Below are 25,190 nucleotides of genomic sequence, written 5' to 3' on the forward strand. Positions count from 1 at the left end.
CCGGCAGCCACCCCGATCGGGGCCGGCCGCCGGGCGGACTTTTGCGCGCGGTTCGCGCCCGTGGGCCGCCGTCGCTCACGCCGCCGGCCCACGGGCGTCCTCAGCCTTGTGGCCACCCCCCGGGGCCCATCCCTCCGGGAAGCCCCCCGTTTCCGCCGCCGTCGGCCGCGCCACCGTTCGTGCCGCCGGTGGTGAAGCCTCCGTCGACCCCCCCGCCGTTCGCGGCGCCCCCGTTGGCCACACCGCCGTTGGCCCCCGCGTCCGTGCCGCCGTTGCCGTCGCCGCCGCCCACCAGGCCGCCGATGAAGCCTGGCGGCGGGTTGCTCTGGCCGCCGCGGCCCGGCTTGCCGTCGCCCGGGTGCTTGCCCTTGTCCTTGTCGTGGCTGTCCGGGATGTTGATCAGGTTGAAGTTCTCGACGGGCTTGCCCTGGAGGGCGCCGCCCACCGCGTCCTTCCAGATCGGGCCGGGTGTGTCGGCGCCGAAGACCTTGTCGTGGGGGACGCCGCCGATGGTGATGTCGATCATCTTCCGCTTGTGTGCGGGGTCGCCGACCCAGACCGCGCCGGCCATGTTCGGCGTGTAGCCGACGAACCAGGCGGCGTACCGCTCGTCCGTCGTACCCGTCTTGCCCGCGCTCGGCCGGTCGTCCAGACCCGCCTCCGTACCCGTGCCGTCCTCGACCACGCCCTTGAGGAGCGTGGTGACGGTGTCCGCGGTCTTCTCGGACATCGCGCGCGTGCACGTCGACTTCGGCACCGGCATCGACTTGTTGCCCGGGCCCGTGATCGACTCGATGGCGACGGGGGTGCAGTACATGCCCCGCGACGCGAACGTCGCGTACGCGCTCGCCATCGTCAGCGGCGACATCTCCTGGGTGCCCAGCGCGATCGTCGGGTTCTGGTCCATCGCCCTGCCGTCGGCCCGCCTGACGCCCATCTTGTCCGCCATCTGGATCACCGGGCAGATGCCGATGTCGGCGATGAGCTGCACGTAGTAGGTGTTGACCGACTTCGCGGTCGCCTCCTTCATGCCCATCGGGCCCTTCTCGGACTCGTTCTCGTTCGTGAGCGTGACGCCCTTGGGGTTCGTGTACTGCTTGCCGTCGCAGGCCGCCACCGGGCTGGGGTAGGGCATCTTGTACGGCGACGGGTAGCTCTTCGTCGGCGGTGTGCCGCCCTCGATCGCCGCCGCGGCCACGATCGGCTTGAACGTCGAACCGGGCTGGTAGCCGGCGCCGCCGCCCATGTCGTGGTCGGCGGAGAGGTTGATCTGGGTGTCGTTGCCCGAGAGGCCGTACGGCCTGGACTGGCCCATGCCGAGGATCCTGCCCGTGCCGGGCTGGACGAGGGTGACGGCGCTGGCCACCTCGTCGGAGGCGTAGACGTGCTTCTTGATCGAGTCCTCGACGCTCTGCTGGGCCTTCGGGTCGAGCGTGGTGCGGATCGTCAGGCCACCGCGGTTCCAGGTCTGCGCGCGGTCCTCCTTGGTCTTGCCGAAGACCGGGTCGGAGAGGAACACGTCGCGCACGTAGTCGCAGAAGAAGCCGGCGCCCTTGACGGCGGTGATGCAGCCGTTGTCCGGCTTGCTGACCTTCAGGCCCAGCGGCTTCTTCCCGGCCGCGTCCGCCTGCGCCTGGGTGATGCTGTGGGTGTCGGCCATGCGCTGGAGCACGGTGTTGCGCCGCTTGGTGGCCTCGTCCGGGTAGCTCACCGGGTCGTAGCGGCTCGGCGACTGGACGATTCCGGCCAGCAGCGCGGACTGCTCCAGATCGAGGTCCTTGGCGTGCTTGGAGAAGTAGCGCTGGGCCGCGGCCTCGATGCCGTAGGCCTGCTCACCGAAGAACGTGATGTTCATGTAGTTCTCCAGGATGCGCTTCTTGCCGAGCTTCTCCTCGACCTGGATCGCGTACTTCAGCTCCTTGATCTTGCGGCCGAGGGTCTGCTGGGTGGCCTGCGCGACCTTCGTGGGGTCGTCGCCCGCCTCCTCCACGAAGACGTTCTTCACGTACTGCTGGGTCAGGGTGGACGCGCCCTGGGAGACGCCGCCGCTCTGCGCGTTCTTGTTCAGCGCGCGCAGCACGCCCTTGAGGTCGATCGCGCCGTGCTGGTAGAAGCGCGCGTCCTCGATGGCCACGATCGCCTTCTGCATGGACGGCGAGACGTCCTTCAGCGGGACGACGGTGCGGTCGCGCGAGTAGACCGCCGCGATCTGGCCACCGTTGGCGTCCAGGATGGTGGTGCGCTGGCTGAGCGGCGGCCGCTTCAGGTTGGCCGGGATGTCGTCGAACGACTTGACCGAACCCTTCGCCGCCAGGCCCAGCGCGCCGGCCGCGGGCAGCGTGATGCCGGCCAGCACGGCACCGGCCAGCACACTGACACCGAGAAATTTCGCGGCCTGTTGGACCGGCGACGGGCCACCGCCCCCGCCCGAGCGCATGTTTGCCATGGGAACAAGCCTAGTCCGTGGAACGGTGCGCTCCGAGTGAGCAGTCCCCTCCTGAGGGGTTCGGGGGCCGGATCGTGATGCCGGGGCCCGTTCCGGCCGGTGGCCCGGGGGTCCCGCCCTGCCGGACACCGGCTTCCGCGACGCCTCTGCCACCTCGGAGCCTCCGGCTTCTACCGTCCCTGGGGGCACCGGCGTTCGGATTCGCCGGACAGGCCGATATCCGTTGGCCTAAGCTGCTCTCAACTGTCACAGCAGCGGTGTGGCGCATCACACTTCGCCGTCCCCGAACCCGATCGGGACTCCGGCGCCGCCTCTCGTTCCCTCGTTCATTCGCCTCCGACCCCTCCCGGATGACCAGGCCACCCCCGCCTGGGTGCCGTGGAGTTCAGTGGTACTCGACCGAGCGTCCGTGTCCAGGTTTGTAGCTGATTGCGCCGTATGTCCTGGCCCATGATCGATGGCGCCCGGCCGAACTGCCCTGTTTTGTCAGGATGATCATATATGTCCTCGGCTCACTCCGTTGGGTGATCTGCCGCGTACGCATAGTCCGTTCGGGCCATTCAAGATTGGGCCCGAGGGGGGTGTTGCGCTCTGCCCACCTTCCGTAACGTCCTCAACTGGCTGCGGTGAATATGCCGCTGCCGCCGTGGGGGAGCCTCGATTCGGGAGAGGACGGCGCCGGTATGGGCTGGGTTACCGACTGGAGTGCGCAGGCTGCCTGTCGCACCACCGATCCGGATGAACTGTTTGTGCAAGGAGCGGCGCAGAACAGGGCCAAGGCGGTATGTACCGGTTGCCCGGTACGCACCGAATGCCTGGCCGACGCGCTGGACAACCGCGTCGAGTTCGGCGTCTGGGGGGGAATGACGGAACGAGAGCGGCGAGCACTGCTGCGCAGGCGACCCACTGTCACTTCATGGCGGAGGCTCCTGGAGACCGCGCGCACGGAGTACGAGCGTGGCGCGGGCATCCTGCCTCTTGAGCCGGAGGACGAAACTTACGAGCGCGTCTACGAGAGGTACGCGGCCGTCGGCTGAGCGGCGCCCGGCGCCACTCCCCACGGGCGCCGGGATCGCGGGGCCTGCTGTGTGCCTTGTGAACTGTGCCGTGTGCCCTGTGCCCTGTGCCTTCTGTCTTGTGCCTTCTGTCTTGTGCCTTCGTACGAGGACTCGGGGATCTGAAGGCGTGACCTTGGCGTCCCGCCCGGGGTCCGAACGTGACGTCGCACGGGAGGCGCTTCCGGGCGTGCTCCGGGACGCGGTCCCGGGCACCTGTCTTCCCTTGGGCTGCCCGCGTCTGGGGCAGTACGGGCCGTCGGCCAGCCCGTCAGCCCGCGCCCTACCGGCTCGGCAGTCGAGCCGCACGCGGACCTACCGGCCCTCCGGCGCCGGAGCGACGCCCACGGCCATGGCCCGCTACTCGGCCGTCAGCCGGTCGCCGATCGCGCGCAGGCCCGTGAGGTCGTGCACATCGCCGGGCAGGGCGGCCACTTCCGCCACCGGCACCTCGGGGTGCAGGGCCTGGAAACGGTCACGGGTGCGCTGCTCGCGCGCCAGCAGCCGCATGCGCTCGGCATGCAGCCTCAGCAACCCCGACGTCAGCCGGTCCACGGCCTGCTGGTCGCGGGCGCCATGGGGGCGGGAAGAGCCGGAGGGGGAGCCGGACCCGGAAGTGACGCCGGAGGTACGATCCTCAGCTTTCCCTTCCGGCTGATCCGCTATGCCGTTCTGGCCCGGGTTTTGCGAATACGTTTCGTCGTCCAGGGCCTCCGCGGCCGCCGCCGCGCGCTCCACGGACAGATGGGCGGCGCCACTGCCGTGCACGCGGTTCAGCACCAGGCCCGCGAGCGGCATTCGTTCCGCGGCCAGGCGCTCCACGAAGTACGCGGCCTCACGCAGCGCGTCCCGCTCCGGCGCCGCCACCACCAGGAACGCCGTGCCGGGCGCCTGAAGCAGCCGGTACGTGGCGTCCGCGCGCGTGCGGAAACCGCCGAACATGGTGTCCATCGCCGCCACGAACGTCTGCACGTCCCGCAGCAACTGGCCGCCCAGCAGCTTGCCCAGGGCGCCCGTCATCATCGACATCCCGACGTTCAGGAACTTCATCCCGGCCCGGCCGCCCACCTTGGCTGGCGCCATCAGCAGCCGGATCAGCTTGCCGTCCAGGAACGAGCCCAGCCGCTTGGGGGCGTCCAGGAAGTCCAGCGCGGAGCGGGACGGCGGGGTGTCGACGACGATCAGGTCCCACTCGTCGCGGGCCCGCAGCTGGCCCAGCTTCTCCATCGCCATGTACTCCTGCGTGCCGGCGAAACCGGCCGACAGGGACTGGTAGAACGGGTTCTCCAGGATCGCGCGGGCCCGCTCGGGATCCGCGTGCGCCTCGACGATCTCGTCGAAGGTGCGCTTCATGTCGAGCATCATCGCGTGCAGCTCGCCGCCCGCGGCCTCGTCGATGCCCTTCACCCGCCGCGGGGTGTTGTCCAGCGAGTCGATGCCCATCGACTGCGCCAGCCGGCGTGCCGGGTCGATGGTGAGCACCACCACCCTGCGGCCGCGCTCCGCCGCCCGCAGCCCCAGCGCGGCGGCCGTGGTCGTCTTGCCGACGCCGCCCGAGCCGCAGCACACCACGATGCGCGTCTGCGGATCGTCCAGCAGCGGGTCGACCTCCAGGACCCGGGCGGAGGCGAGAGCGGCCCCGGGCGGCTCCCCGCCCGCCGGCGCCCCTTCGGACGCTTCCGCTCCGGACGGTGCTCCCTGCGTGCGCGGCGTCATGAGATCCCCTGCCTCCGCAGTTGGGTGGCGAGCTCGAAGAGGCCGGCCAAGTCCATGCCCTCCGCGAACAGGGGCAGCTCGTGCAGCGGCAGGCCGAGCTCGGCCAGGACGGTGCGCTGGTCGCGCTCCAGCGCGTGGCGTGCCGCGTACTCGCCGGCCTGGCCGAGCAGCGGCGTGACCAGTCGCTCCGCGCCGCCACCCCGGCGTGCGCCGCCCAGGCCCGCCGCCGACAGCGACTTCGCGACCGATGTGCGCGGGACACCCTCCCGCACCAGGGCGAGCGACGGCTCGTCGAGGAGCGCGGGACGGACCATGTTCACGATGATCCGGCCGGTCGGCAGGCGGGCCGCGTGCAGCTCCGCGATGCCGTCCGCGGTCTCCTGGACGGGCATCTCCTCCAGGAGCGTCACCATGTGCACGGCCGTCTCCGACGACTTCAGGACGCGCATCACGGCCTGCGCCTGATTGTGTATCGGCCCGATCCTGGCCAGGCCCGCCACCTCGTCGTTCACGTTCAGGAAGCGGGTCAGGCGGCCGGTGGGCGGCGCGTCCATGACCACGTAGTCGTACGCGAAGCGGCCCTGCTTGTCCTTGCGGCGGACCGCCTCGCACGCCTTGCCCGTGAGGAGCACGTCGCGCAGCCCGGGGGCGATGGTGGTGGCGAAGTCGATCGCGCCGAGCTTCTTCAGGGCGCGGCCCGCGCCGCCCAGCTTGTAGAACATCTGGAGGTAGTCCAGCAGGGCCAGCTCGGGGTCGATGGCCAGCGCGAACACCTCGCCGCCACCCGGAGCGACGGCGATCTTCCGCTCCTCGTACGGCAGCGCCTCCGTCTCGAAGAGCTGCGCGATTCCCTGGCGGCCCTCCACCTCGACCAGGAGGGTGCGCCGGCCCTCCGTGGCGAGGGCGAGCGCGAGGGCCGCGGCGACCGTGGTCTTGCCGGTACCGCCCTTGCCGCTGACGACCTGGAGCCTGCTCACGTATTCGAGCCTAACCAGTGCCGTGCCGGCGTACGCAGGTGGCCGCCTTTCCTGTGGACAACCCGGACGGTATGCGGGGGTACGGAGCCGGAACCCGGCGCGCATATTTCCCCGCGCGCCGGGTGGAGACCCCGCCCGCCGGCGGGTGAGCATGTGCCGGGCCTCGGCCCCGCGCCCGGAGCGCCGCCCGGTGCGCGGGGCCGCCGGGCGCGGAAGGTGCCGGGTGCGGAAGGTGCCGGGCTGGTGGGGAAGGCGCCGGCTTCGGACGCCCGGGAGCGTTGTGGAGGCGCCGGCTTCCGGTGCCCGCGGGCGTTGTCCACAGGCGGGCACGGGCCGTCGGACGCAGCGGATACAGTCGCCCCATGACCAAGTGGGAATACGCAACCGTGCCGCTGCTCGTCCATGCCACCAAGCAGATCCTGGACACCTGGGGCGAGGACGGCTGGGAGCTCGTCCAGGTGGTGCCCGGCCCCAACCAGGAGCAGCTGGTGGCCTATCTGAAGCGGGAGAAGGCAGCGTGAGCGGCGCGGTGGAGGCGCGGCTCGCCGAGCTCGGGCTGACGCTGCCCGAGGTCGTGCCGCCGCTCGCCGCGTACCAGCCCGCCGCCAGGTCCGGCGCCTACGTCTACACGGCCGGCCAGCTCCCCATGGTGGACGGCAAGCTGCCGGCCACCGGGAAGGTCGGCGCCGAGGTCACCGCGGAGCAGGCCAGGGAACTGGCGGCCACCTGCGCGCTGAACGCACTGGCGGCGGTCAAGACCGTCACCGGGGACCTCGACCGCATCGCGCGCGTCGTGAAGGTGGTCGGCTTCGTCGCCTCCGCCCCCGACTTCACGGGCCAGCCCGGCGTGGTCAACGGCGCCAGCGAACTGCTGGGCGACGTCCTCGGCGAGAAGGGCGTGCACGCGCGCAGCGCCGTGGGCGTGGCCGTGCTGCCGCTGGACGCACCGGTGGAGGTGGAGATCCAGATCGAGCTGACCGAGGACTGAGCCGGCCGGGTCACCGGGCCGATCCCCGGACGGCACGCACTCGGCGTCCTGCGTAGGGCGTCGCACGGTCGGAGGCAGGACAGGCGGCCACTCCGGGCGTTATCGAGACCGGGGTCGAACATTCGGGCGTGACCGGGTTAGCCTCCGAGCATGGCTTCTGGGCAGTTCTACCCACCGGAGTGGTCAGGGCGCATCCGGGCCCTGGCGAGCGGCGACCTGGCCATCAGCACGCCGCGCCGGGCCGCCACGGTCATGCTGCTGAAGGACGCGGAGGCGCCCGACGCGGAGGCGCCGGACGCGGCTTCGGCGGAGACCACGGCAGCGGAGGCGCCCTGGGCGGAGGCTCCCACAGCGGGCGCGCCCTCGCCGGAGGCCCCGGCAGCCGATGGCCCCACCGGGGACGCCCTCGCCGGGGAAGCGCCCACGAGGGAAGCCACCACCGGCCTCACCGTCCACATGCTCCGCCGCCGCACCACCATGCCGTTCGCGGGAGGCGCCTACGCCTACCCGGGCGGGGGCGTCGACCCGCGCGACGACGACGTGCTGGTCGGCTGGGCGGGCCCGTCGCGCGCGCGGTGGGCGGAGCGGCTGGGCGTCGACGAGGCCGCGGCACAGGCCATCGTGTGCGCGGCCGTCCGCGAGACGTTCGAGGAGGCGGGCGTGCTGCTCGCCGGCCCCACCCCGGACGCCGTGGTCGGCGACACCACGGGAGCCGACTGGGAGGCGGACCGCGCGGCCCTGGTCGCCCACGAGCTGTCGTTCGCCGAGTTCCTGGAGCGCCGCGGCCTGCTGCTCCGCTCGGACCTGCTCGGAGCGTGGGCGCGGTGGATCACGCCCGAGTTCGAACCACGCAGGTACGACACCTGGTTCTTCGTCGCCGCCCTGCCCGCGGGCCAGCGCACGGCCCGCACGTCCAGCGAGGCCGACCGCACCGTCTGGATCAGCCCCGCCGAGGCGGCCGCGCGCTACGACGCCGGCGAGCTGTTGATGCTCCCGCCGACCATCACCGCCCTGCGCGAGCTGACCGGCCACGGCACCGCGGCGGACGTCCTCGCGGCCGCGTCCGGGCGGGACCTGACCCCCGTTCTGGCCCGCGCCCGTCTGGAGGACGGTGAAGTGGTGCTGAGCTGGCCGGGCCACGACGAGTTCACGAAGCGGATTCCCGCGCACGTCCCCGGGGAGGGTGCCGTATGACCGCCGCCGCGGCCCTGCCGGGCCAGCCGCGTGGCGGCGCGGCGCGGTCCGGGGCCGCCACGGCACGGACGGTCAACGTGCTGGCGCCGAACCCGTCCCCGATGACGCTGGACGGCACCAACACCTGGATCGTCTTCGAGCCCGACTCCGAACTCGCCGTGGTGATCGACCCCGGACCGCTCGACGACGCCCATCTGCGCAGCGTCATGCGGGCCGCGGAGGAGGCGGGCAAGCGTGTCGCCCTGACGCTGCTCACCCACGGACACCCCGACCACTCGGCGGGCGCGGCGCGGTTCGCCGAGCTGACGGGCACCAAGGTGCGTGCGCTCGATCCGGCGCTGCGGCTCGGCGACGAGGGGCTCGGCACGGGAGACGTCATCCAGACCGGCGGCCTGGAGCTGTGGGTCGTGCCCACGCCCGGGCACACGGCCGACTCGCTCTGCTTCCACCTGCCCGCCGACCGTGCGGTGCTCACCGGGGACACGGTCCTCGGGCGCGGCACCACGGTCGTCGCGCACCCGGACGGCCGCCTCGGCGACTACCTGGACTCGCTGCGCAGGCTGCGCTCGCTGACCGTCGACGACGGTGTGGACGTCGTGCTGCCCGGCCACGGGCCCGTCCTGGACGACGCCCAGGGTGCCGTCGAGTTCTACCTCGCCCACCGCGCCAGCCGCCTCGCACAGGTCGAGACCGCCGTCGAGAACGGCTACCGGACGCCCTCGGAGGTGGTCGCCCACGTCTACGCGGACGTGGACCGCTCCCTGTGGCCGGCCGCCGAGCTCTCGGTGCGGGCGCAGCTGGAGTACCTGGGGGAGCACGGGCTGCTGTCGTAGCGTCCCTCGGTCCTTCAGCCGCTCAGCCGCTCGGCCCCTCAGGATTCCCCAGGCCCGGGGAACGTCACGTCCCCAGGGCCCGGGCGCCGCGTGCGGTGCGCCCCGACGTGCTCAGCCCAACGCCGTCAGCGAGACCGCTTGGCCAGCCGCTCGACGTCCAGCAGGATCACCGCACGGGCCTCCAGCCGCAGCCAGCCGCGGCCGGCGAAGTCCGCCAGGGCCTTGTTGACCGTCTCGCGGGAGGCGCCGACGAGCTGGGCCAGCTCCTCCTGGGTGAGGTCGTGCACCACGTGGATGCCCTCCTCGGACTGCACGCCGAAGCGGCGCGACAGGTCGAGCAGCGCCCGCGCGACCCGCCCCGGCACGTCCGAGAAGACCAGGTCGGACATCTGGTCGTTGGTCTTCCGCAGCCGCCGTGCGACGGCGCGCAGCAGGGCGGAGGCCACCTCCGGGCGGGCGTTCAGCCAGGGGAGGAGGTCGCTGTGGCCGAGGCCGAGCAGCTTCACCTCGGTGAGGGCCGAGGCGGTGGCGGTGCGCGGGCCCGGGTCGAACAGCGACAGCTCGCCGATCAGCTCACCGGGGCCGAGGACGGCCAGCATGTTCTCGCGGCCGTCGGGGGACGTGCGGTGCAGCTTGACCTTGCCTTCGGTGACCACGTAGAGACGGTCGCCCGGGTCGCCCTCGTGGAAGAGCGCGTCGCCGCGCGCGAGGGTGGTCTCGCTCATGGAAGCGCGCAGCTCCGCGGCCTGCTCGTCATCGAGCGCGGCGAAGAGCGGGGCGCGCCGCAGAACGTCGTCCACGAGTTCACTCCTTGTAGACCTACGTCAGTGGTAGGTCGGGATCGGCATCAGGGGTTCGTGCTCCCCATTGTGCTGGACGGTCCAAACAGTGTGATCAGTCACAAGTCTGCCGCACCTGCGCGGTGTGCTGTGCGGGAGGGGGCCAATTGGGGGCTGATCTTCGAGGGCCGGGGCGGATGTCGGTGGGTGGCTTTAGGCTGGCCGGGTGTCCAAACAGCCGGTGAGAGCCCGGTGAGAGCACGGGCCGTAGAGGTCGGGCTGGTGGGTGTGCGCACGATTCCGCTGTGGGCGAACATACTCCCGCCACACTCCACGGCGGGTGGGGCACGGAACCGGAACGCAAGGTGAATCCGGCACCGCGGGCGGAGGCGGGGGCGGAGGCGGAGGCAGGGCAACGGTGAAATCGGACAACACATCACAGGCGGCGGACGCCGGCTCCGGAAACGGCGCGTCCGCGAGTGGCGCCTCCGGGAACGATGCCTCGGGGAAGCCCGCGGGGGCGGCGAACCCCGTGAAAGCGGCCAAGACGGCCAAGACGGCCAAGACCGCCAAGGCAGCTAAGACGGCTAAGACAGCCGGGGCCGCTAAGACAGCCAAGGCCGCTAAGACCGCCAAAGCCGCCAAGAACGCCACGAGCGAGGCTAAAGGCGCGAAGGCGGCCAAGCCCGCCGACGCCGGGGTGGGAGCCGAGTCGCACACGGCTCTGGTGCGGCGCGCACGCCGGATCGACCGCGCCCTCGCCGAGGTGTATCCGTACGCACACCCTGAGCTGGACTTCGAGAACCCCTACCAGCTCCTGCTCGCCACGGTGCTCTCCGCCCAGACCACCGACCTGCGGGTCAACCAGACCACGCCCGGTCTCTTCGCCGCCTTCCCCACCCCCGAGGACCTGGCCGCGGCCAACCCGGAGCAGGTCGAGGAGCTGATCAGGCCGACCGGCTTCTTCCGGGCGAAGACGAAGTCGATCATAGGTATCGCCACCGCCCTGCGGGACCGGTTCGACGGCGAGGTCCCGGGCACGCTGGAGGAGCTCGTCAAGCTCCCCGGGGTCGGCCGCAAGACCGCGTTCGTGGTGCTCGGCAATGCCTTCGGGGTGCCGGGCATCACCGTGGACACGCACTTCGGCCGGCTGGTGCGGCGCTGGAAGTGGACCGACGATACCGACCCGGACAAGGTCGAGGCGGCCGTCGGCGCGCTCTTCCCCAAGAGCGACTGGACGATGCTGTCGCACCACGTGATCTTCCACGGCCGCCGTATCTGCCACTCCCGCAAGCCCGCCTGCGGCGCCTGCCCGATCGCCCCGCTCTGCCCCGCGTACGGCGAGGGCGAGACGGACCCGGAGAAGGCGAAGAAGCTCCTCAAGTACGAGAAGGGCGGCATGCCCGGCCAGCGCCTGAAGCCGCCGGCGGCGTACCTGGAGGCGGGCGGCAAGCCTGCGCTGCCGCTGGGCGCCGCATGACGAGCGGCCATGAGACGGCCCAGGCCGGGCCGTCGCACAGGGGGCGGGAGACGGGCTTGGACGGGGCTGGAGGCGGATCGCGAGCCGGTTCCGGATCTGGATCTGGATCCGGACACGGACACGGGTCTGCCTCCGGGTCCGGGAACGGGAACGGGAACGGGACAGAGGCAGTCGTGATCAGTACCGACGGCCTGCCGCACTGGCTCGACCCCGTGCTGCACGCCATGCGGACGGTCGAGCCGGCGCAGCTCAGCCGTTTCCTGCCGCCCGAGGACGGCGGGGGCCGGCAGTCCGCGGTGCTGATCCTCTTCGGGGAGGGCGAGCGCGGGCCCGAGCTGCTGCTGATGGAGCGCGCCAGCTCGCTGCGCTCGCACGCCGGCCAGCCGTCGTTCCCGGGCGGCGCCCTCGACCCGGAAGACGGCGATCCGGGCACCGTGGGACCGCTGCGCGCGGCCCTGCGGGAGGCGCAGGAGGAGACCGGGCTCGACCCCCGTGGTGTGCAGCTCTTCGGCGTGCTCCCGAAGCTCTACATCCCGGTGAGCGGGTTCGTCGTCACCCCCGTGCTCGGCTGGTGGCGCGATCCCAGCCCCGTCGACGTGGTGGACCCGGGCGAGACTGCACGGGTCTTCACCGTTCCCGTGGCGGATCTCACGGATCCGGAACACCGCGCCATGGCGGTTCATCCACGGGGACACAAGGGTCCTGCGTTTATCGTCGAATCTGCTCTGGTCTGGGGCTTCACGGCCGGAGTGATCGACCGGATTCTGCACTACGCCGGCTGGGAGCGGCCCTGGGACACCGAGAAGCTGGTCCCGCTCGACTGGCACGCATGACAAGGTGGGCCGGCGGGCGCACAGCGGAAGTGAGTCGCGAAAGCGGTACACAGCGGGAACGGGCCGCGCAGCGGGCGCGGGACGGAAGCGAGCCGTGAAGCGGTGCGGCGGGCAGCAGGGAGCAGCAGGCAGTGAGCGGTGAGGAGCGCATGGCCGGCCGGGCCGGCGGCGGCTTCGACCGTGCCCCCGGGCACGGCACGACCAGCGGCGAGGCAAGGCGGGGCAGCACACGGTGAACGTACTGGACTACCTGCTGCTGGCCGCCGCCGTGTGGTTCGCGTGGATCGGCTACCGGCAGGGCTTCGTCGTCGGCATCCTGTCGGTGATCGGGTTCCTCGGCGGCGGTCTCATCGCCGTCTACTCCCTCCCGGTGCTCTGGGACAGGATGACGGAGGACTCCCAGGTGAGCACCACGGTGGCCGTGATCGCCGTGGTGCTGGTGATCGTCTGCGCCTCCGTGGGCCAGGCCTTCACCACCCACCTCGGCAACAAACTCCGCCGGCACATCACCTGGACCCCCGCCCGCGCCCTCGACGCGACGGGCGGCGCGCTGGTGAACACGCTCGCGATGCTGCTGGTCGCCTGGCTGATCGGCTCGGCCCTCGCCGGCACCACGCTGCCGACGCTGGGCAAGGAGGTGCGCGACTCGAAGGTGCTGCTCGGGGTGTCCCGGGCGCTGCCCGCGGAGGCGAACACCTGGTTCGCCGACTTCTCCTCCGTGCTCGCGCAGAACGGCTTCCCGCAGGTCTTCAGCCCGTTCTCCACCGAACCCATCCACGAGGTGCAGCCGCCGGACCCGGCGCTGGCGGGCAGCCCCGTCGCCACCCAGGCGAGACGTTCCATCGTGAAGGTGGTCGGCACCGCGCCGAGCTGCGGCAAGGTCCTCGAAGGCAGCGGCTTCGTGTTCGCCCCGCGCCGGGTGATGACCAACGCCCACGTCGTCGGCGGGGTGGACGAGCCCACGGTGCAGATGGGCGGCCAGGGCCGGCTGCTGGACGCCAAGGTCGTCCTCTACGACTGGCGCCGTGACATCGCCGTCCTCGACGTCCCAGGTCTCGACGCGCCCTCGCTCCAGTTCTCCCAGACCGACGCCGACAGCGGCAGCAGCGCGATCGTCGCCGGCTTCCCCGAGAACGGCGGCTACGACGTCCGCTCCGCGCGCGTCCGCGGCCGGATCGCGGCGAACGGCCCGGACATCTACCATCGCGGCACCGTCCGCCGGGATGTGTACTCCCTGTACGCGACCGTGCGCCAGGGGAACTCTGGCGGCCCGCTGCTCACCCCCGACGGCAAGGTCTACGGCGTGGTCTTCGCCAAGTCGCTCGACGACCCCGACACCGGTTACGCCCTCACCGCGGACGAGATCCGCCAGGACGCCACGACGGGACGCACGGCGAACCAGCAGGTCGACAGCCAGGGCTGCGCCCTGTAACGACCGGGCCCACGCCCGCACCGGTACCCCAAAAAGGGCGCGGGGCCGTGTCGTGGGGGCAGCTCCTACCGTCCCGGTCGTCGGGCGAGGCGCGTGCTCAGGCTCCGCGGGGGTGCCGCAGCCGTGCCGACACCCAGCGGGCCCGGCGCCGCAGAATGCGGGGAATCCCGATGTCGTCGGGGGAGGGTCGATGGCCCTCCACCGAGGGGCCGTCTCCGCGGAGCGCGTTCAGCGGAGTGGCCGAGCGGCGATTGCGTGCTACGTCACTGTAGTCGTGCCTCCAGCCCATACCCGGACGTCTGCCCGGACCTCAAGGTCGGTAACCGCGCCCGCACCCCCCAATCGGCCTATGCACCCGGCACATGGCACGACCACCCATCGGTCCGGCACGGAGGGCCGGGTACTTGCGTCCTACAGGCCTGAGGCGAGACCTGAGGCGAGACCTGAGGCGAGACCTGAGGCGAGACCTGAGGCGGAGGGACCGCCACCGGCCCCGTCGCCCGCTGGACACGACCTAGGTCGTGTCCAGCGGATCTTCGTGGATCAGCCTGCGGCGTCTGGTGCCGTGCATCGCAAGGCGGAGGATCGTCCTCGTACGGGGCGTACTCGGATGACTCCGACAACGCGGCGAGGTGCGGTACCAGGCGTCGCGGGCCCACGAAGATCCGCTGGACACGACCTAGCGGTCCGGCTCGGAATCCCGCAACCACCCCACCAGCTCCGCCGAGAACCCCATCGGATCCTCCTCGTGGGGGAAGTGGCCGAGCCCGTCGAAGAGCCGCCAGCGGTACGGCGCTTCCACGTACTCGCCGGAACCCGCCGCGCTCCGCGTCCGCATCACCGGGTCCAGGGAGCCGTGCAGGTGCAGCGTCGGCACCCGTACGGGGCGTTTCATCCGCCGGTTGAACTGGAAGCCGTCGGGCCGCGCCAGCGACCGCACCATCCACCGGTACGGCTCTATCGAGCAGTGCGCCGTCGACGGGATGCACATCGCGCGCCGGTAGACGTCCACCACGTCGTCGTCGGGCGGCTTGGGCCCCGACCACTCGCGGATCAGCCGCCCCACCAGCGCGCCCTCGTCCGCCACGAGCTGCCGCTCGGGAACCCAGGGCCGCTGGAACCCCCAGATGTGGGAACTCGCCGTGGTCTGCCGGGCGTCGGAGACCATCGCGGAACGCCAGCGGCGCGGATGCGGCATGGACGAGACGGCCAGCCGGCGCACCAGCTTGGGCCGCATCACGGCCGCCGTCCACGCCAGGAAGCCGCCCAGGTCGTGGCCGACCAGGGCCGCGTCGGGCTCGCCCAGGGACCGTACGACGCCCGTGATGTCCAGGGCGAGGTTCGCCGGGTCGTAGCCGCGGGGCGTGCGGTCGCTGCCGCCCACGCCCCGCAGGTCCATCGCCACCGCGCGGAAGCCGGCGTCGGCGAGCGCGACGAGCTGGTGCCGCCAGGCCCACCAGAACTGCGGGAAGCCGTGCAGCATCATCACCAGCGGCCCGTCGCCCAGCTCCGCGATGTGGAAGCGCGCGCCGTTCGCGGCCACGTCGCGGTGGGTCCAGGGGCCGTCGATGCGGACCGTGGCGGGCGGCGTGGCCGGGGGTGTGGCGGGGTCGGTCATGAAGACGAGCGTGCCACAGTCTTCCCGTCCTCGAGTGCCGGGCGGCCGGCGTCCCGCGCCTGGGGCACGGAGCGCGGATGCGGTTTGACGTTCCCGAGGACCGCGGCGGTCTCCTTGGCGGACGCGATGGGCCTGCGCCGGTCGCGGCCCCGCGCCTTCTTCATGAACACCGTCCCGATCAGCGCCAGCAGGCCCGCCACCACCACGTTGGCCGCGAACGACAGCAGGAAGCAGACCGACAGGTGCCAGCCGCTCCAGGCCCGGATGCCGTAGGCGAGCGCGAAGTTCAGCATGGGCAGGGAGAAGAGCAGCACCACTGCTGCAACCGTGTACGCGCCCCCGCTGGCCACCCCGCGCTTGACGTCCTGCCGCAACTGCGCCTTGGCCAGGGCGATCTCGTCGTGCATCAGGGCGGACAGCTCGCTGGTCGCCGTCGCCACCAGCGCGCCCAGGCCGCGCTCGGCGCCGACGGGCTCGTCGGGTGCGGATGCACTCATCGCGTTCTCCCTACTGCATCGTCGTACCTGGCCTCAGATCATGCCCGACGGGCGGCCCCGCCGTGTGACCCGCCCGCCTCTTCGGCAAGTCTCCGTCGCTCCCTGACCGCGCAGTCGCACGGCCTCCACCCGGCCGCCGTTCCCCGGGCTCCCCGCCCGCACGCCCTCCGCGGAGTCCGTTCCGCCTCTTCTGCCTCTCCCGCTTCTACCGGTTCTCGCGCTTCCACCGCTTCTACCGGTTCTCCCGCTTCTTCCGCTTCTTCCGCTTCTCCCGACTGTCCCCCCTGTCCCGCTTCTCCCGCCTCTCTCGCTACTCCCGCCTGTCCCCCTGTCCCGCTTCTCTCGTCGCCTGTGGCGCTCACGGCGCTCACGGCGCTCATCACGCATCAGGGGCGGGCGTTCTGGCCGGTGTCGAGCTCCTCGGCCTCGCAGAGCCTGCGGTACGCGGCGTCGCGGAACCGCAGCAGCACCGTCGCGAGGACGGCCGCGACGAGCGAGCCCACGAGGACGGCGGCCTTGACCTCGTCGGTGAGGGCGGCGTCGCCGGTGAAGGCGAGCTCGCCGATGAGCAGGGCGACGGTGAAGCCGACGCCCGCGACCACCGCCACCGCCAAGACGTCCGGCCAGACCAGGTCCTCGCTGAGCTGCGCCCGCGTGAAACGGGCCGTCAGCCACGTCCCGCCGAACACCCCGAGCGCCTTGCCGACCACCAGGCCGAGCACCACGCCCAGCGTCTCCGGGCGCGTGAACACGTCGGTGAGCACCGCGTCGGAGACCTCCACTCCGGCGTTGAGGAGCGCGAAGAGCGGCACGGCGAACCCCGCGGAGAGCGGCCGCACCAGATGCTCCAGGCGCTCCCCTGGCGAACGGTTCTCGCCCGGCTCCCGGTGGCAGCGCTGGACCAGCCCGAGGGCGATCCCGGCGACGGTCGCGTGCACCCCGCTGTTCGCCATCAGGCCCCATGTCACCAGCGCCAGCGGCACGTAGACGTACCAGCCGTGCACCCGGGTGCGCCGCAGCAGCAGCCAGAACAGCAGGAGGCAGGCCGCGGCTCCGCCGAGCGCGGGGAGGTTCACGCCACCGGTGAAGAAGATGGCGATGATCAGGATCGCGACGAGGTCGTCGACGACGGCGAGCGTCAGCAGGAACGCGCGCAGCGCGGACGGCAGCGAGGTGCCGGCCACCGCGAGGACGGCGAGCGCGAAGGCGATGTCCGTGGCGGTGGGCACCGCCCAGCCGGACTGGGAGCCGCCACCCGCGACGTTGACGACGGCGTAGACGGCGGCGGGCGTCAGCACCCCGCAGAGCGCCGCGACGACGGGCAGGGCGGCGGCCCTGGGGTCGCGCAGGTCGCCCGCGACGAGTTCGCGTTTGAGCTCGATGCCGGCGACGAAGAAGAAGACCGCCAGCAGGCCGTCCGCGGACCAGTGCTGGAGGGTGAGGTCCAGGCCGAGGGCGGCCGGGCCCACGTGCGTGGTGCGCACGGTCGCGTAGCTCGCCTTGACGGGGGTGTTCGCCCAGATCAGGGCGGCGACGGCGGCGAGCAGGAGCAGGATGCCGCCGACGGTCTCGGCGCGCAGGGCGTCGGCGACGAAGGTGCGCTCGGGGAGCGAGAGGCGGGCGAGGACCTTGGGGCGCGGGGTCCGGGGGCGCGGGAGCGGCACGGCGGTCCTCCCGGACCGGGCGGATGGGGTGACCTTCTGGAGGTCTGTGCCACTTTAGGGGTTTTCCGGGGGTGGGGGTGCTCGGCCGCGCCGAGGGCTCCGGCAGTCCTGGGGCGTCAGCGGGTGCGTGGGTCCCGGGTGCCGGCGGGTGCGTGGGCCTCGGGCGCGGTCGGCTGCCTGAGCCTCGGGCGCTGACGGCTGACGGCTGACGGCTGACGGCTGCGGGCTGCCGGGTGCCTGGGCTCGGGCGCCCCCGTGCGCGTGAGTCCCGGGCAGGCGAGGTCCGGGGGAACGGCCCGCCCGGAACCCGGGCGCCCCGGGACCGGGGTGGGCCCGGGCCCCGGGGCGCTGGCGGCTGCGGATCTCCCGGCGCTCAGTCCTCGCTGGGCGCCGACGGCAGCTTCGACTGGATGAGGTCCATCACCGACGAGTCGGTCAGCGTCGTGACGTCCCCGAGCGCGCGGTTCTCCGCGACGTCCCGGAGCAGCCGGCGCATGATCTTCCCGGAGCGGGTCTTCGGCAGCTCCGCCACCGGCAGGATCCGCTTCGGCTTGGCGATCGCGCCCAGCGTCTTGCCGACGTGGTCCCTGAGCGCGCCGACGAGGCTCGCGTCCTCGCTTGCCGTGCCGCGCAGGATGACGAAGGCGACGATGGCCTGGCCCGTCGTCTCGTCCGCCGCGCCGACGACCGCGGCCTCGGCGACCGACGGGTGCGAGACCAGCGCGGACTCCACCTCCGTGGTGGAGATGTTGTGGCCGGAGACGAGCATCACGTCATCGACGCGGCCGAGCAGCCAGACGTCGCCGTCGTCGTCCTTCTTGGCGCCGTCGCCCGCGAAGTACCGCTCCGGGAACCGCGACCAGTACGTGTCCAGGAAGCGCTGGTCGTCGCCCCAGATGGTGCGGAGCATGGACGGCCAGGGCTCGGTGAGGACGAGGTAGCCACCGCCGCCGTTCGGCACCTCGTTGGCCTCGTCGTCGACGACCGTGGCGGAGATGCCGGGCAGCGGGCGCTGCGCGGAGCCGGGCTTGGCCTCCGTCACGCCGGGCAGCGGGGAGATCATCATCGCGCCGGTCTCGGTCTGCCACCAGGTGTCCACGATCGGGCAGCGGTCGCCGCCGATGTGCTTGCGGTACCAGATCCACGCCTCGGGGTTGATCGGCTCCCCGACCGAGCCCAGCACCCGCAGGCTGCTGAGGTCGAACTTGGCGGGGATGTCGTCGCCCCACTTCATGAACGTGCGGATCGCGGTCGGCGCGGTGTAGAGGATCGTGACGCCGTACTTCTGCACGATCTCCCAGAAGCGGCCCTGGTGCGGGGTGTCCGGGGTGCCCTCGTAGATCACCTGGGTGGCGCCGTTCGAGAGCGGGCCGTAGACGATGTACGAGTGGCCGGTGACCCAGCCGATGTCGGCCGTGCACCAGTAGACGTCCGTCTCCGGCTTGAGGTCGAAGACGGCGTGGGTGGTGTAGGACGCCTGGGTGAGGTAGCCGCCGGACGTGTGCAGGATGCCCTTGGGCTTTCCGGTGGTGCCGGAGGTGTAGAGGATGTAGAGCGGGTGCTCGGCGTCGAACGCCTCGGGGGTGTGCTCCGCCGACTGCCGCTCGGTGATCTCGTGCCACCAGACGTCGCGGTCCGCGTTCCAGGCCACGTCCTGCCCGGTGCGGCGTACCACCAGGACCTTCTCGACGCTCTGGGTGCGGGAGACGGCGTCGTCCACGGCCGGCTTGAGCGCCGACGGCTTGCCGCGGCGGTAGCCGCCGTCGGCGGTGATCACGAGCTTGGCGTCGGCGTCGTCGATCCGGGTCGCGATCGCGTCCGCGGAGAAGCCGCCGAAGACGACGGAGTGGGCCGCGCCGATCCGGGCGCAGGCCAGCATCGCCACGACCGCCTCGGGGATCATCGGCAGGTAGACGGCGACCCGGTCGCCCTTGGCGACGCCCAGTTCGGTGAGGGCGTTGGCCGCCCGGGACACCTCGTCCTTGAGTTCGGCGTAGGTGATCGCCCGGCCGTCGCCGGGCTCGCCCTCGAAGTGGATCGCCACCCGGTCGCCGTGGCCCGCCTCGACGTGGCGGTCCACGCAGTTGTAGGCGACGTTGAGCTTGCCGTCCGCGAACCACTTCGCGAAGGGCGGGTTCGACCAGTCCAGGGTCTCGGTGGGCTCGGTGGCCCAGGTCAGCCGGCGGGCCTGCTCGGCCCAGAAGCCGAGCCTGTCAGCCTTGGCCTGTTCATACGCCTCCGCGGTGACATTGGCGTTCGCGGCCAGGTCCGCGGGGGGCGCGAAACGACGCTCCTCCTTCAAGAGGTTGGCCAGGCTTTCGTTGCTCACGACATCTCCCTTTCCCAGGGTGTCCGTTGTGTCCCAGGCCACAGCTCATCAGACGCGTACCCCTGGTGACAAGAGCTGGCCGACAACTGGTTTAGACCTGTTGCCGGTGCCTGGGCCCACTGATCCTGCGGCCAGCGTAGGCCCCGTGGGGGCGGGCGGAGGGGAGGGATGATGTGACGCTTCCGCGAGGGGTTCGGCGGGGGGTCCGGTGAGGGTTCGGTGGGAGGTCCGGTGGGGGTTCCGCGGGAGGTCCGGTGAGGGGCTCGGTGGGGCTTCCGTAGGAGGTCCTGCGGGGTTCCGCGGGATCCGGTGGGGGCCTCGGTGGGGGTTCCGTGGGAGGTTCGGTAGGGGCTCGGTGGGGGGTCTGCGGGGGCTCGCGTGGGACTGCCTTGCGGCTGCCGTGGGATTCCGGCGGGCTTATTGCGACGGATCCCCGGCCGGGTCCGCGTGTGCCGCCGGGGCCACCTGCGTGAAGGCCGGAGTGCCGTCGTCGGCCAGCAGGTAGGCCTGGGCCTCGCCGACGTGGAAGTACATCCCGTGCAGGTCGAGTTCTTCGGCGGCCAGGCCGCGCGCGACGGCCTCGTGGGTGCGCAGGTGGGCGAGCTGTTGCAGCACGTTCGTCAGGCACAGCTGCTCGACCGCGTCGGCGGGCGGCCGTCCACCGAGCCGTACGGGCGGCGCCTGCGCGCCCCGCATCCACTCCAGGCCCGGCCGCCCGTGCCGCAGCCAGCGCTTCAGGGGGGTCTCCACGGGTGCGGGGAGATCGGGGCCAGGGGTGACCGGGGGCGTGCGGGGCGGGGGGCCACCTTCCTCGGCCGCGGCGAGCAGTGCCTGCATCGCGCCGCATCCCGAGTGGCCGCACACGGTGATGGAGCGCACCTTCAGCACGTCCACCGCGTACTCGATGGCGGCGGCCACGGAGTGGTCGCCGTGCTCCTCGCCGGGCGGGGGGACGAGGTTGCCGATGTTCCGTACGACGAAGAGGTCGCCGGGACCGCTGGAGGTGATCATCGAGGTCACGAGGCGCGAGTCGGCGCAGGTCAGGAAGAGCTGGGTGGGCCGCTGCCCCTCCCGCGCCAGCCGGGCCAGCTCGTCGCGCACCAGGGGCGCGGTGTGCCGCTGGAAGGAACTGATGCCGGTGGTGAGTTGGTGCAGCGCACTCGGCCGGCCGGCCGTCTGGGCCTGCGACTGTGACTGCGACTGCGACTGCGCCGGCGTCTGGGTATGTGCCTGGGCCTGGGCCTGGGCCTGCGGTACGGCACGGAGGCCGAGGTGCCCGGCGAAGCGCATCTCCGGGCGGGCCCCGGAGCCGTCCCGGCTTCCGGAGTCGTCCGTACCGGTCAGGGCGCCGGGTTCGGCGGGGAGGTGCCCCGGGGAGGGTGCCGCCGGCTGGGTGACGGGGAAGAGGCCGCCGGCCCGGGCCCAGGAGCGGTGGCCCGGGCCCGGTGTGCGGCCGGGCCGCTCGCCCGGCGCGAGGAGCCCCGCGGCCGTCTCCACGGCGAGCCCTCCGGTACCGCCCTGACGTGCACCGCGGTACCGCAGGCGCCCGTACAGGCCGAGTGCGGCCACCGTCACCAGGACCACGACCACCCCCGGCAGCACGCCCAGCAGGAGCACGGCCAGCGCGGTCACGGCCCACAGGAACGCGTCGGGGCGGCGGACGGCGCCAGGGGCGCGGAACGCGACTCCCGCGACGCCCGGCGACGGGAGGGCGCACACCAGGGTGAGGGTGAGTACGCCGGCCACGGTGGCGGCCACCGGTCCGTCCGGGAACCCCGCCAGGACCTGGCTGTCCCACGATTCCGGCAGCGCGCCGGGCAGCCCGGGGCCGGCGAGCGCGCCCACCATGGCCGCCCCGGTGCACACGGCCGGCATCGCCCCGCCTGCCCGCCGGGCGCGCCCGGGCCACCCCGGGCGTCCGGAACCGAGCACCGGCCGGGTGCCCCTGATGTCCCGCCAGGACACGAGTCGGCGTGCGAGGCGGGCGATACGGGCCCGTGTGGGGTGTCCCCCGCCCGCCCGCGCCGGGCGGGTGTCCTCCCGGGGTGCGGTGGGCGAGGGGCCGGCGGGCGGTGTGGTCGCGAGTGAGCCGGTGGCGGTGCCGCCCCGGACGGCGGCGGGCGCGCGGCCGCCCGGGGCGAGCCGGGGTGGTGCGCCGGCGGGGCGTGCCGCCGGGAGGCAGGCGCGGATGAGCTGGATGACCATGGCGAGCGCGACCGTGACGCAGGCCGCTCGCCACCCGTGGCGCTCGACGAACTCGGCCGAGACCACGGCGAATCCCGCCGCGACCGCACTCGCCCACAGGGGCGAGCCCCCCAGCCACCCCGCGATCAGCCCGCCGCCCGCCGCGGCCACCAGCCCCGCCGGCAGCGGGGCCCCGGCAGCCAGCGCGATCCCCAGGCAGAGCGGCAGCGCGATCAGAAAGACGACGGGCAGACCATGAGGCTTGTGCGGACGCGCTGTGGGTGCCGGGTCGGCAGCGCGAGAGGACGTGCAGGCTGACATGGTTCGTCTCCTGAGAAGCGGCGCGGTCGTGAGACGGTCGGGTGATCGGCCTGACCGCAGCCGGACGGAGTTCACGGCATGCGGCGACGCTGAGCTTGCTCAACTCTCGGTAAACGAACCGTAATACAGGGTAAAGATGGCGTCAGGATGATTCAGGCATTCGGGGCAACGATCCACCCGTAGGGGTGATATGTGTGATGTGCGTCTCGCTGCGTCTCGCTGCGTCTCGCTGCGTCTCGCTGCGTCTCGCTGCGTCGGGCAGCCTCGGGCTGGCGAGCGCGCCCACGCGTCCGTCCGTGCTCGTTCATGCCGTTCACGACCGGTTGCACGCCGCGTTGCCCGGAGCGCCGCGGGCCGGAGCCGGGGCCGGGGCCGGGCACGGCCGGGGCTCCGCAACCGGCGCCCCGGCGCGCGCGTGCGGGACGGTCAGGCCGGTTGCACGGCCTCGGCGCCGGCGGCGGGCGCGGCTTCGACCTCGACCTCAGCGGCGCATGCGGCATCCGCCGTGGATGCGGCGTCGGACGGGGACGCGGCGTCGGACGGGGACGCGGCGTCGGACGGGGACGCGGCGTCGGACGGGGACGCGGCGTCGGGGAGGGACGCGGCTTCGGCGGCGGCCGCGGAGGACTCCCGCAGGACGAACCCCGGGTCGACCTGGCGGGCGAGGTCCGTGCCCGTCCGCTCGTTCCCCCAGCTCTGGGCGTTCTTCAGGTGGAAGTGCACCATCTGGCGCGTGTAGCGCTCCCAGTCGCGCGTCGCGTAGGTGGCGTCGGCGGCTGCCTTGAGCGTCCCCAGGGCGCGCTGGTTGGCGCCCTCCAGGGTCTCGAAGCGGGGCGGGCGCCCCTTCTCCAGGGTGCGCACCCAGGTGGAGTGTCCGAAGGTCGTCAACAGGTCGTCACCGGCCGCGTCCGCCAGGAAGTCGATGTCGTCCCGGCCCTGCACCTTGTTGCCGACGACCCTCAGGGTGACGCCGAAGTCCTGCGCGTACTCCTTGTACTGGCGGTACACGGACACGCCCTTGCGGGTGGGCTCGGCGACCAGGAACGTCATGTCGAAGCGGGTGAACATCCCCGACGCGAACGAGTCGGAGCCCGCCGTCATGTCGACGACGACGTACTCGCCGGGCCCGTCCACGAGGTGGTTCAGGCAGAGCTCCACGGCGCCCGTCTTGGAGTGGTAGCAGGCCACGCCGAGGTCCGCGTCCGCGAACGGGCCCGTGACCATCAGGCGCACCGCGCCGCCGTCGAGTTCCACCGGGCGCGCGCACGCGTCGTAGACGGGGTTGTCCTCGCGGACCCGCAGCAGCTTCGACCCGCTGCCCGGCGGAGTCGTCTTGATCATGGCGTCGGCCGAGCCGATCCGCGGGTTGGAGCCGCGCAGGTAGTCCTTGATCAGGGGCAGTCCGGCCCCCATGGCGGGCAGCGCAGCGGCCGCGTCCTCGCTGAGACCCAGCGCCGTGCCCAGGTGCTGGTTGATGTCGGCGTCCACGGCCACGACGGGGGCGCCGGTGGCGGCGAGGTGGCGGATGAACAGGGAGGACAGAGTGGTCTTGCCGCTGCCGCCCTTTCCCACGAAAGCGATCTTCACATTCACGTAGAGTAGTCGTTCGGCTCTCTTTCGTGGTCATCCTGGGTCGCGAAGCCACTCCATCGTGCCGGGAAGCCACTCCATCGTGGGGCCGCTCTCCCGGGTGCGTAGGGTCGTACTCATGAGTACGACAGGTGCGTCCGCAGATCCGCTCGCCGCGCTCGGCGAGCTGCCCGGAGTCGGGGACGCCGTGGAGTCCGTACGGCGTGCCGTTGACGGTGTCTACGGTCACCGGGTCATGCGGCGCCGCAGCCCGGAGATCTCCTCGGAGGCGGCGCTGAGGGGCGCGCGTGCCTCGGCCGCGCTCTCCGGCGCCGACTGGGCGCTCGAAGAGGTCCGCAGGCGCACCGACTTCCGGGGCGCGGACGCCGCCGACCCGGCCCCCACCGTCGGCGCGGCCCTCCGGCTGACCGCCGAGGCGGGCCAACTGCTCTCCATCTGGCGCCAGTCGCCGCTGCGGGTGATGGCCCGCCTCCATCTGCTGGCCGCGGCGGGGAGCGGGGCGGCCGGTGCGCCCGGCGGAGGAGCGCTCGCACCCCGCGGGGAGGCCCCCGTGGGAAACGGGGACGACGTCGGACGCCCCCGCCGGGCGGGGGAGCGCGTCGAGGAGGAGCTCGGCGAGCTGCCCCTGCCGGACGCGGACGAGGTCGCCGTACGTCTCGACGGCCTGGCCGCTCTGATCGTCGCGGGCGGCTCGGCGCCGGCCCTGGTGACGGCGGCTGTGGTGCACGGAGAGCTGCTGGCGCTGCGGCCCTTCACCTCCCGCAACGGGCTGGTCGCGCGCGCGGCGGAACGCATCGTCCTGGTGGGCAGCGGCCTCGACCCCAAGTCGGTCTGCCCGGCCGAGGTGGGTCACCAGGAGCAGGGTCGCGAGGCGTATCTGACCGCCCTCCAGGGCTACGTCTCCGGAACGCCGCAGGGGATGGCGGCCTGGATCGCCCACTGCGGGCGTGCGGTCGAGTTGGGCGCCCGGGAGTCGACGGCGGTCTGCGAGGCCCTGCAACGAGGTGCCGCCTGAGCGAGGCGCCGCCCATGGCCGGTCGAGGGACCTGCCCCACTTGTCTTATTTGAACCTAAAAGTAAAGACCATGCGGAGGGGGTTTCGCCGCACGGGGCGCAGGAGTACAAAGGAATTGACGGCCCGCGAGACCAGGGACATCCGAGAGGATCACCTCGACACGCACCGGCCCCACGGACCGAGCACGGGCACATGGCACCCACGCAACGCCGACCCGTCGAATACGGGCCAGCCGCACC

The 25,190-nt window shown here is 72.5% G+C and carries 19 protein-coding genes and 1 pseudogene; 9 read left to right on the forward strand and 11 right to left on the reverse strand.

All coding sequences use genetic code 11. The features are described 5' to 3' along the window. Positions 1-100: 100 nt before the first annotated feature. Positions 101-2,446 carry a transglycosylase domain-containing protein gene (locus tag Sm713_RS00925; protein WP_212907803.1) on the reverse strand — a complete coding sequence of 782 codons (2,346 nt, stop codon included), beginning with the start codon at positions 2,444-2,446 and terminating at the stop codon, positions 101-103. A 683-nt stretch (positions 2,447-3,129) separates the two neighbouring features. Between Sm713_RS00925 and Sm713_RS00930 the strand changes: the two genes are divergently transcribed. Next, positions 3,130-3,483, forward strand: a complete 354-nt coding sequence (locus Sm713_RS00930) for a WhiB family transcriptional regulator (protein WP_212911691.1) — start codon at positions 3,130-3,132, stop codon at positions 3,481-3,483. Between the two features lie 378 nt (positions 3,484-3,861). Here Sm713_RS00930 and Sm713_RS00935 read toward each other — a convergent pair whose 3' ends face one another. Both Sm713_RS00935 and Sm713_RS00940 read right to left on the reverse strand, forming a co-directional pair. Continuing rightward, complete coding sequence (locus Sm713_RS00935) at positions 3,862-5,217, reverse strand: ArsA family ATPase (protein ID WP_212907804.1); 1,356 nt, start codon at positions 5,215-5,217, stop codon at positions 3,862-3,864. Then, complete coding sequence (locus Sm713_RS00940) at positions 5,214-6,194, reverse strand: ArsA-related P-loop ATPase (protein ID WP_212907805.1); 981 nt, start codon at positions 6,192-6,194, stop codon at positions 5,214-5,216. Before Sm713_RS00940 ends, Sm713_RS00935 begins: the two co-directional genes overlap by 4 nt. A gap of 362 nt (positions 6,195-6,556) precedes the next feature. On the opposite strand from Sm713_RS00940, the gene Sm713_RS00945 reads away from it, so the two are divergent. From Sm713_RS00945 to Sm713_RS00960, 4 genes are all read left to right on the forward strand, one after another. Continuing rightward, on the forward strand, positions 6,557-6,715 hold the full coding sequence (locus Sm713_RS00945) for a DUF4177 domain-containing protein (protein WP_212907806.1): 159 nt from the start codon (positions 6,557-6,559) through the stop codon (positions 6,713-6,715). After that, entirely contained in the window at positions 6,712-7,182 is a 471-nt protein-coding gene (locus Sm713_RS00950; RefSeq protein ID WP_212907807.1) for a RidA family protein, read from the forward strand. The genes Sm713_RS00945 and Sm713_RS00950 overlap by 4 nt, the downstream gene beginning before the upstream one ends. Positions 7,183-7,332: 150 nt before the next feature. Continuing rightward, positions 7,333-8,376, forward strand: coding sequence for an NUDIX hydrolase (locus tag Sm713_RS00955; RefSeq protein WP_212907808.1), 1,044 nt, complete (start codon positions 7,333-7,335; stop codon positions 8,374-8,376). Further along, positions 8,373-9,209 carry an MBL fold metallo-hydrolase gene (locus Sm713_RS00960; protein WP_212907809.1) on the forward strand — a complete coding sequence of 279 codons (837 nt, stop codon included), beginning with the start codon at positions 8,373-8,375 and terminating at the stop codon, positions 9,207-9,209. The genes Sm713_RS00955 and Sm713_RS00960 overlap by 4 nt, the downstream gene beginning before the upstream one ends. 125 nt (positions 9,210-9,334) lie before the next feature. On the opposite strand, the gene Sm713_RS00965 is transcribed toward Sm713_RS00960, so the two are convergent. Next, positions 9,335-10,009 (reverse strand): Crp/Fnr family transcriptional regulator, encoded by a 675-nt coding sequence (locus tag Sm713_RS00965; RefSeq protein ID WP_212907810.1) that lies wholly within the window; start codon positions 10,007-10,009, stop codon positions 9,335-9,337. 397 nt (positions 10,010-10,406) lie between these two features. On the opposite strand from Sm713_RS00965, the gene nth reads away from it, so the two are divergent. The 3 genes from nth to Sm713_RS00980 all read left to right on the forward strand — a co-directional run bounded on the left by nth (position 10,407) and on the right by Sm713_RS00980 (position 13,733). Continuing rightward, the gene (nth, locus tag Sm713_RS00970) at positions 10,407-11,468 is read left to right on the forward strand and encodes an endonuclease III (RefSeq protein WP_212907811.1); all 1,062 of its coding nucleotides are present in this window, start codon (positions 10,407-10,409) and stop codon (positions 11,466-11,468) included. Positions 11,469-11,692: 224 nt separating this feature from the next. Next, on the forward strand, positions 11,693-12,301 hold the full coding sequence (locus Sm713_RS00975; RefSeq protein ID WP_308293175.1) for a CoA pyrophosphatase: 609 nt from the start codon (positions 11,693-11,695) through the stop codon (positions 12,299-12,301). 232 nt (positions 12,302-12,533) lie between these two features. Beyond that, entirely contained in the window at positions 12,534-13,733 is a 1,200-nt protein-coding gene (locus tag Sm713_RS00980; protein WP_212907813.1) for a MarP family serine protease, read from the forward strand. A 97-nt stretch (positions 13,734-13,830) separates the two neighbouring features. Here Sm713_RS00980 and Sm713_RS40025 read toward each other — a convergent pair whose 3' ends face one another. The 7 genes and pseudogenes from Sm713_RS40025 to Sm713_RS01010 all read right to left on the reverse strand — a co-directional run. Beyond that, on the reverse strand, positions 13,831-14,022 hold the full coding sequence (locus Sm713_RS40025) for a hypothetical protein (protein ID WP_249416025.1): 192 nt from the start codon (positions 14,020-14,022) through the stop codon (positions 13,831-13,833). Between the two features lie 390 nt (positions 14,023-14,412). Further along, positions 14,413-15,351 carry an alpha/beta fold hydrolase gene (locus Sm713_RS00985; protein ID WP_212907814.1) on the reverse strand — a complete coding sequence of 313 codons (939 nt, stop codon included), beginning with the start codon at positions 15,349-15,351 and terminating at the stop codon, positions 14,413-14,415. After that, positions 15,348-15,848, reverse strand: a complete 501-nt coding sequence (locus Sm713_RS00990; protein WP_212907815.1) for a phage holin family protein — start codon at positions 15,846-15,848, stop codon at positions 15,348-15,350. Before Sm713_RS00990 ends, Sm713_RS00985 begins: the two co-directional genes overlap by 4 nt. Positions 15,849-16,234: 386 nt before the next feature. After that, positions 16,235-17,512: a Na+/H+ antiporter NhaA gene (nhaA, locus tag Sm713_RS00995; protein ID WP_212907816.1), complete on the reverse strand. Its 1,278-nt coding sequence runs from the start codon at positions 17,510-17,512 to the stop codon at positions 16,235-16,237. Positions 17,513-17,885: 373 nt separating this feature from the next. Continuing rightward, a complete protein-coding gene (gene acs / locus Sm713_RS01000; RefSeq protein ID WP_212907817.1) occupies positions 17,886-19,883 on the reverse strand; it encodes an acetate--CoA ligase in 1,998 nt (665 codons plus the stop codon). Positions 19,884-20,258: 375 nt separating this feature from the next. Further along, entirely contained in the window at positions 20,259-22,346 is a 2,088-nt protein-coding gene (locus Sm713_RS01005; protein ID WP_212907818.1) for a carbonic anhydrase, read from the reverse strand. 609 nt (positions 22,347-22,955) lie between these two features. Next, positions 22,956-23,939 (reverse strand): annotated as a pseudogene (locus Sm713_RS01010) (ATP-binding protein); the annotation flags it as partial. Between the two features lie 115 nt (positions 23,940-24,054). Between Sm713_RS01010 and Sm713_RS01015 the strand changes: the two are divergent. Further along, positions 24,055-24,951 carry an oxidoreductase gene (locus tag Sm713_RS01015; protein ID WP_212907819.1) on the forward strand — a complete coding sequence of 299 codons (897 nt, stop codon included), beginning with the start codon at positions 24,055-24,057 and terminating at the stop codon, positions 24,949-24,951. The last annotated feature ends 239 nt before the right edge of the window (positions 24,952-25,190 follow it).

The organism is Streptomyces sp. TS71-3 (genome assembly GCF_018327685.1).
Classification (GTDB): Bacteria; Actinomycetota; Actinomycetes; order Streptomycetales; family Streptomycetaceae; genus Streptomyces.

Coding starts and splice junctions, on each gene's coding strand:
- Sm713_RS00925 (WP_212907803.1), bottom strand. CDS start 2,446: ATGGCAAACATGCGCTCGGGCGGGGGCGGTGGCCCGTCGCCGGTCCAA.
- Sm713_RS00990 (WP_212907815.1), bottom strand. CDS start 15,848: ATGAGTGCATCCGCACCCGACGAGCCCGTCGGCGCCGAGCGCGGCCTG.
- Sm713_RS00955 (WP_212907808.1), top strand. CDS start 7,333: ATGGCTTCTGGGCAGTTCTACCCACCGGAGTGGTCAGGGCGCATCCGG.
- Sm713_RS00985 (WP_212907814.1), bottom strand. CDS start 15,351: ATGACCGACCCCGCCACACCCCCGGCCACGCCGCCCGCCACGGTCCGC.
- Sm713_RS01015 (WP_212907819.1), top strand. CDS start 24,055: ATGAGTACGACAGGTGCGTCCGCAGATCCGCTCGCCGCGCTCGGCGAG.
- Sm713_RS00935 (WP_212907804.1), bottom strand. CDS start 5,217: ATGACGCCGCGCACGCAGGGAGCACCGTCCGGAGCGGAAGCGTCCGAA.
- Sm713_RS00945 (WP_212907806.1), top strand. CDS start 6,557: ATGACCAAGTGGGAATACGCAACCGTGCCGCTGCTCGTCCATGCCACC.
- Sm713_RS40025 (WP_249416025.1), bottom strand. CDS start 14,022: ATGGGCTGGAGGCACGACTACAGTGACGTAGCACGCAATCGCCGCTCG.
- Sm713_RS00960 (WP_212907809.1), top strand. CDS start 8,373: ATGACCGCCGCCGCGGCCCTGCCGGGCCAGCCGCGTGGCGGCGCGGCG.
- Sm713_RS00930 (WP_212911691.1), top strand. CDS start 3,130: ATGGGCTGGGTTACCGACTGGAGTGCGCAGGCTGCCTGTCGCACCACC.
- Sm713_RS01005 (WP_212907818.1), bottom strand. CDS start 22,346: ATGTCAGCCTGCACGTCCTCTCGCGCTGCCGACCCGGCACCCACAGCG.
- Sm713_RS00975 (WP_308293175.1), top strand. CDS start 11,693: ATGCGGACGGTCGAGCCGGCGCAGCTCAGCCGTTTCCTGCCGCCCGAG.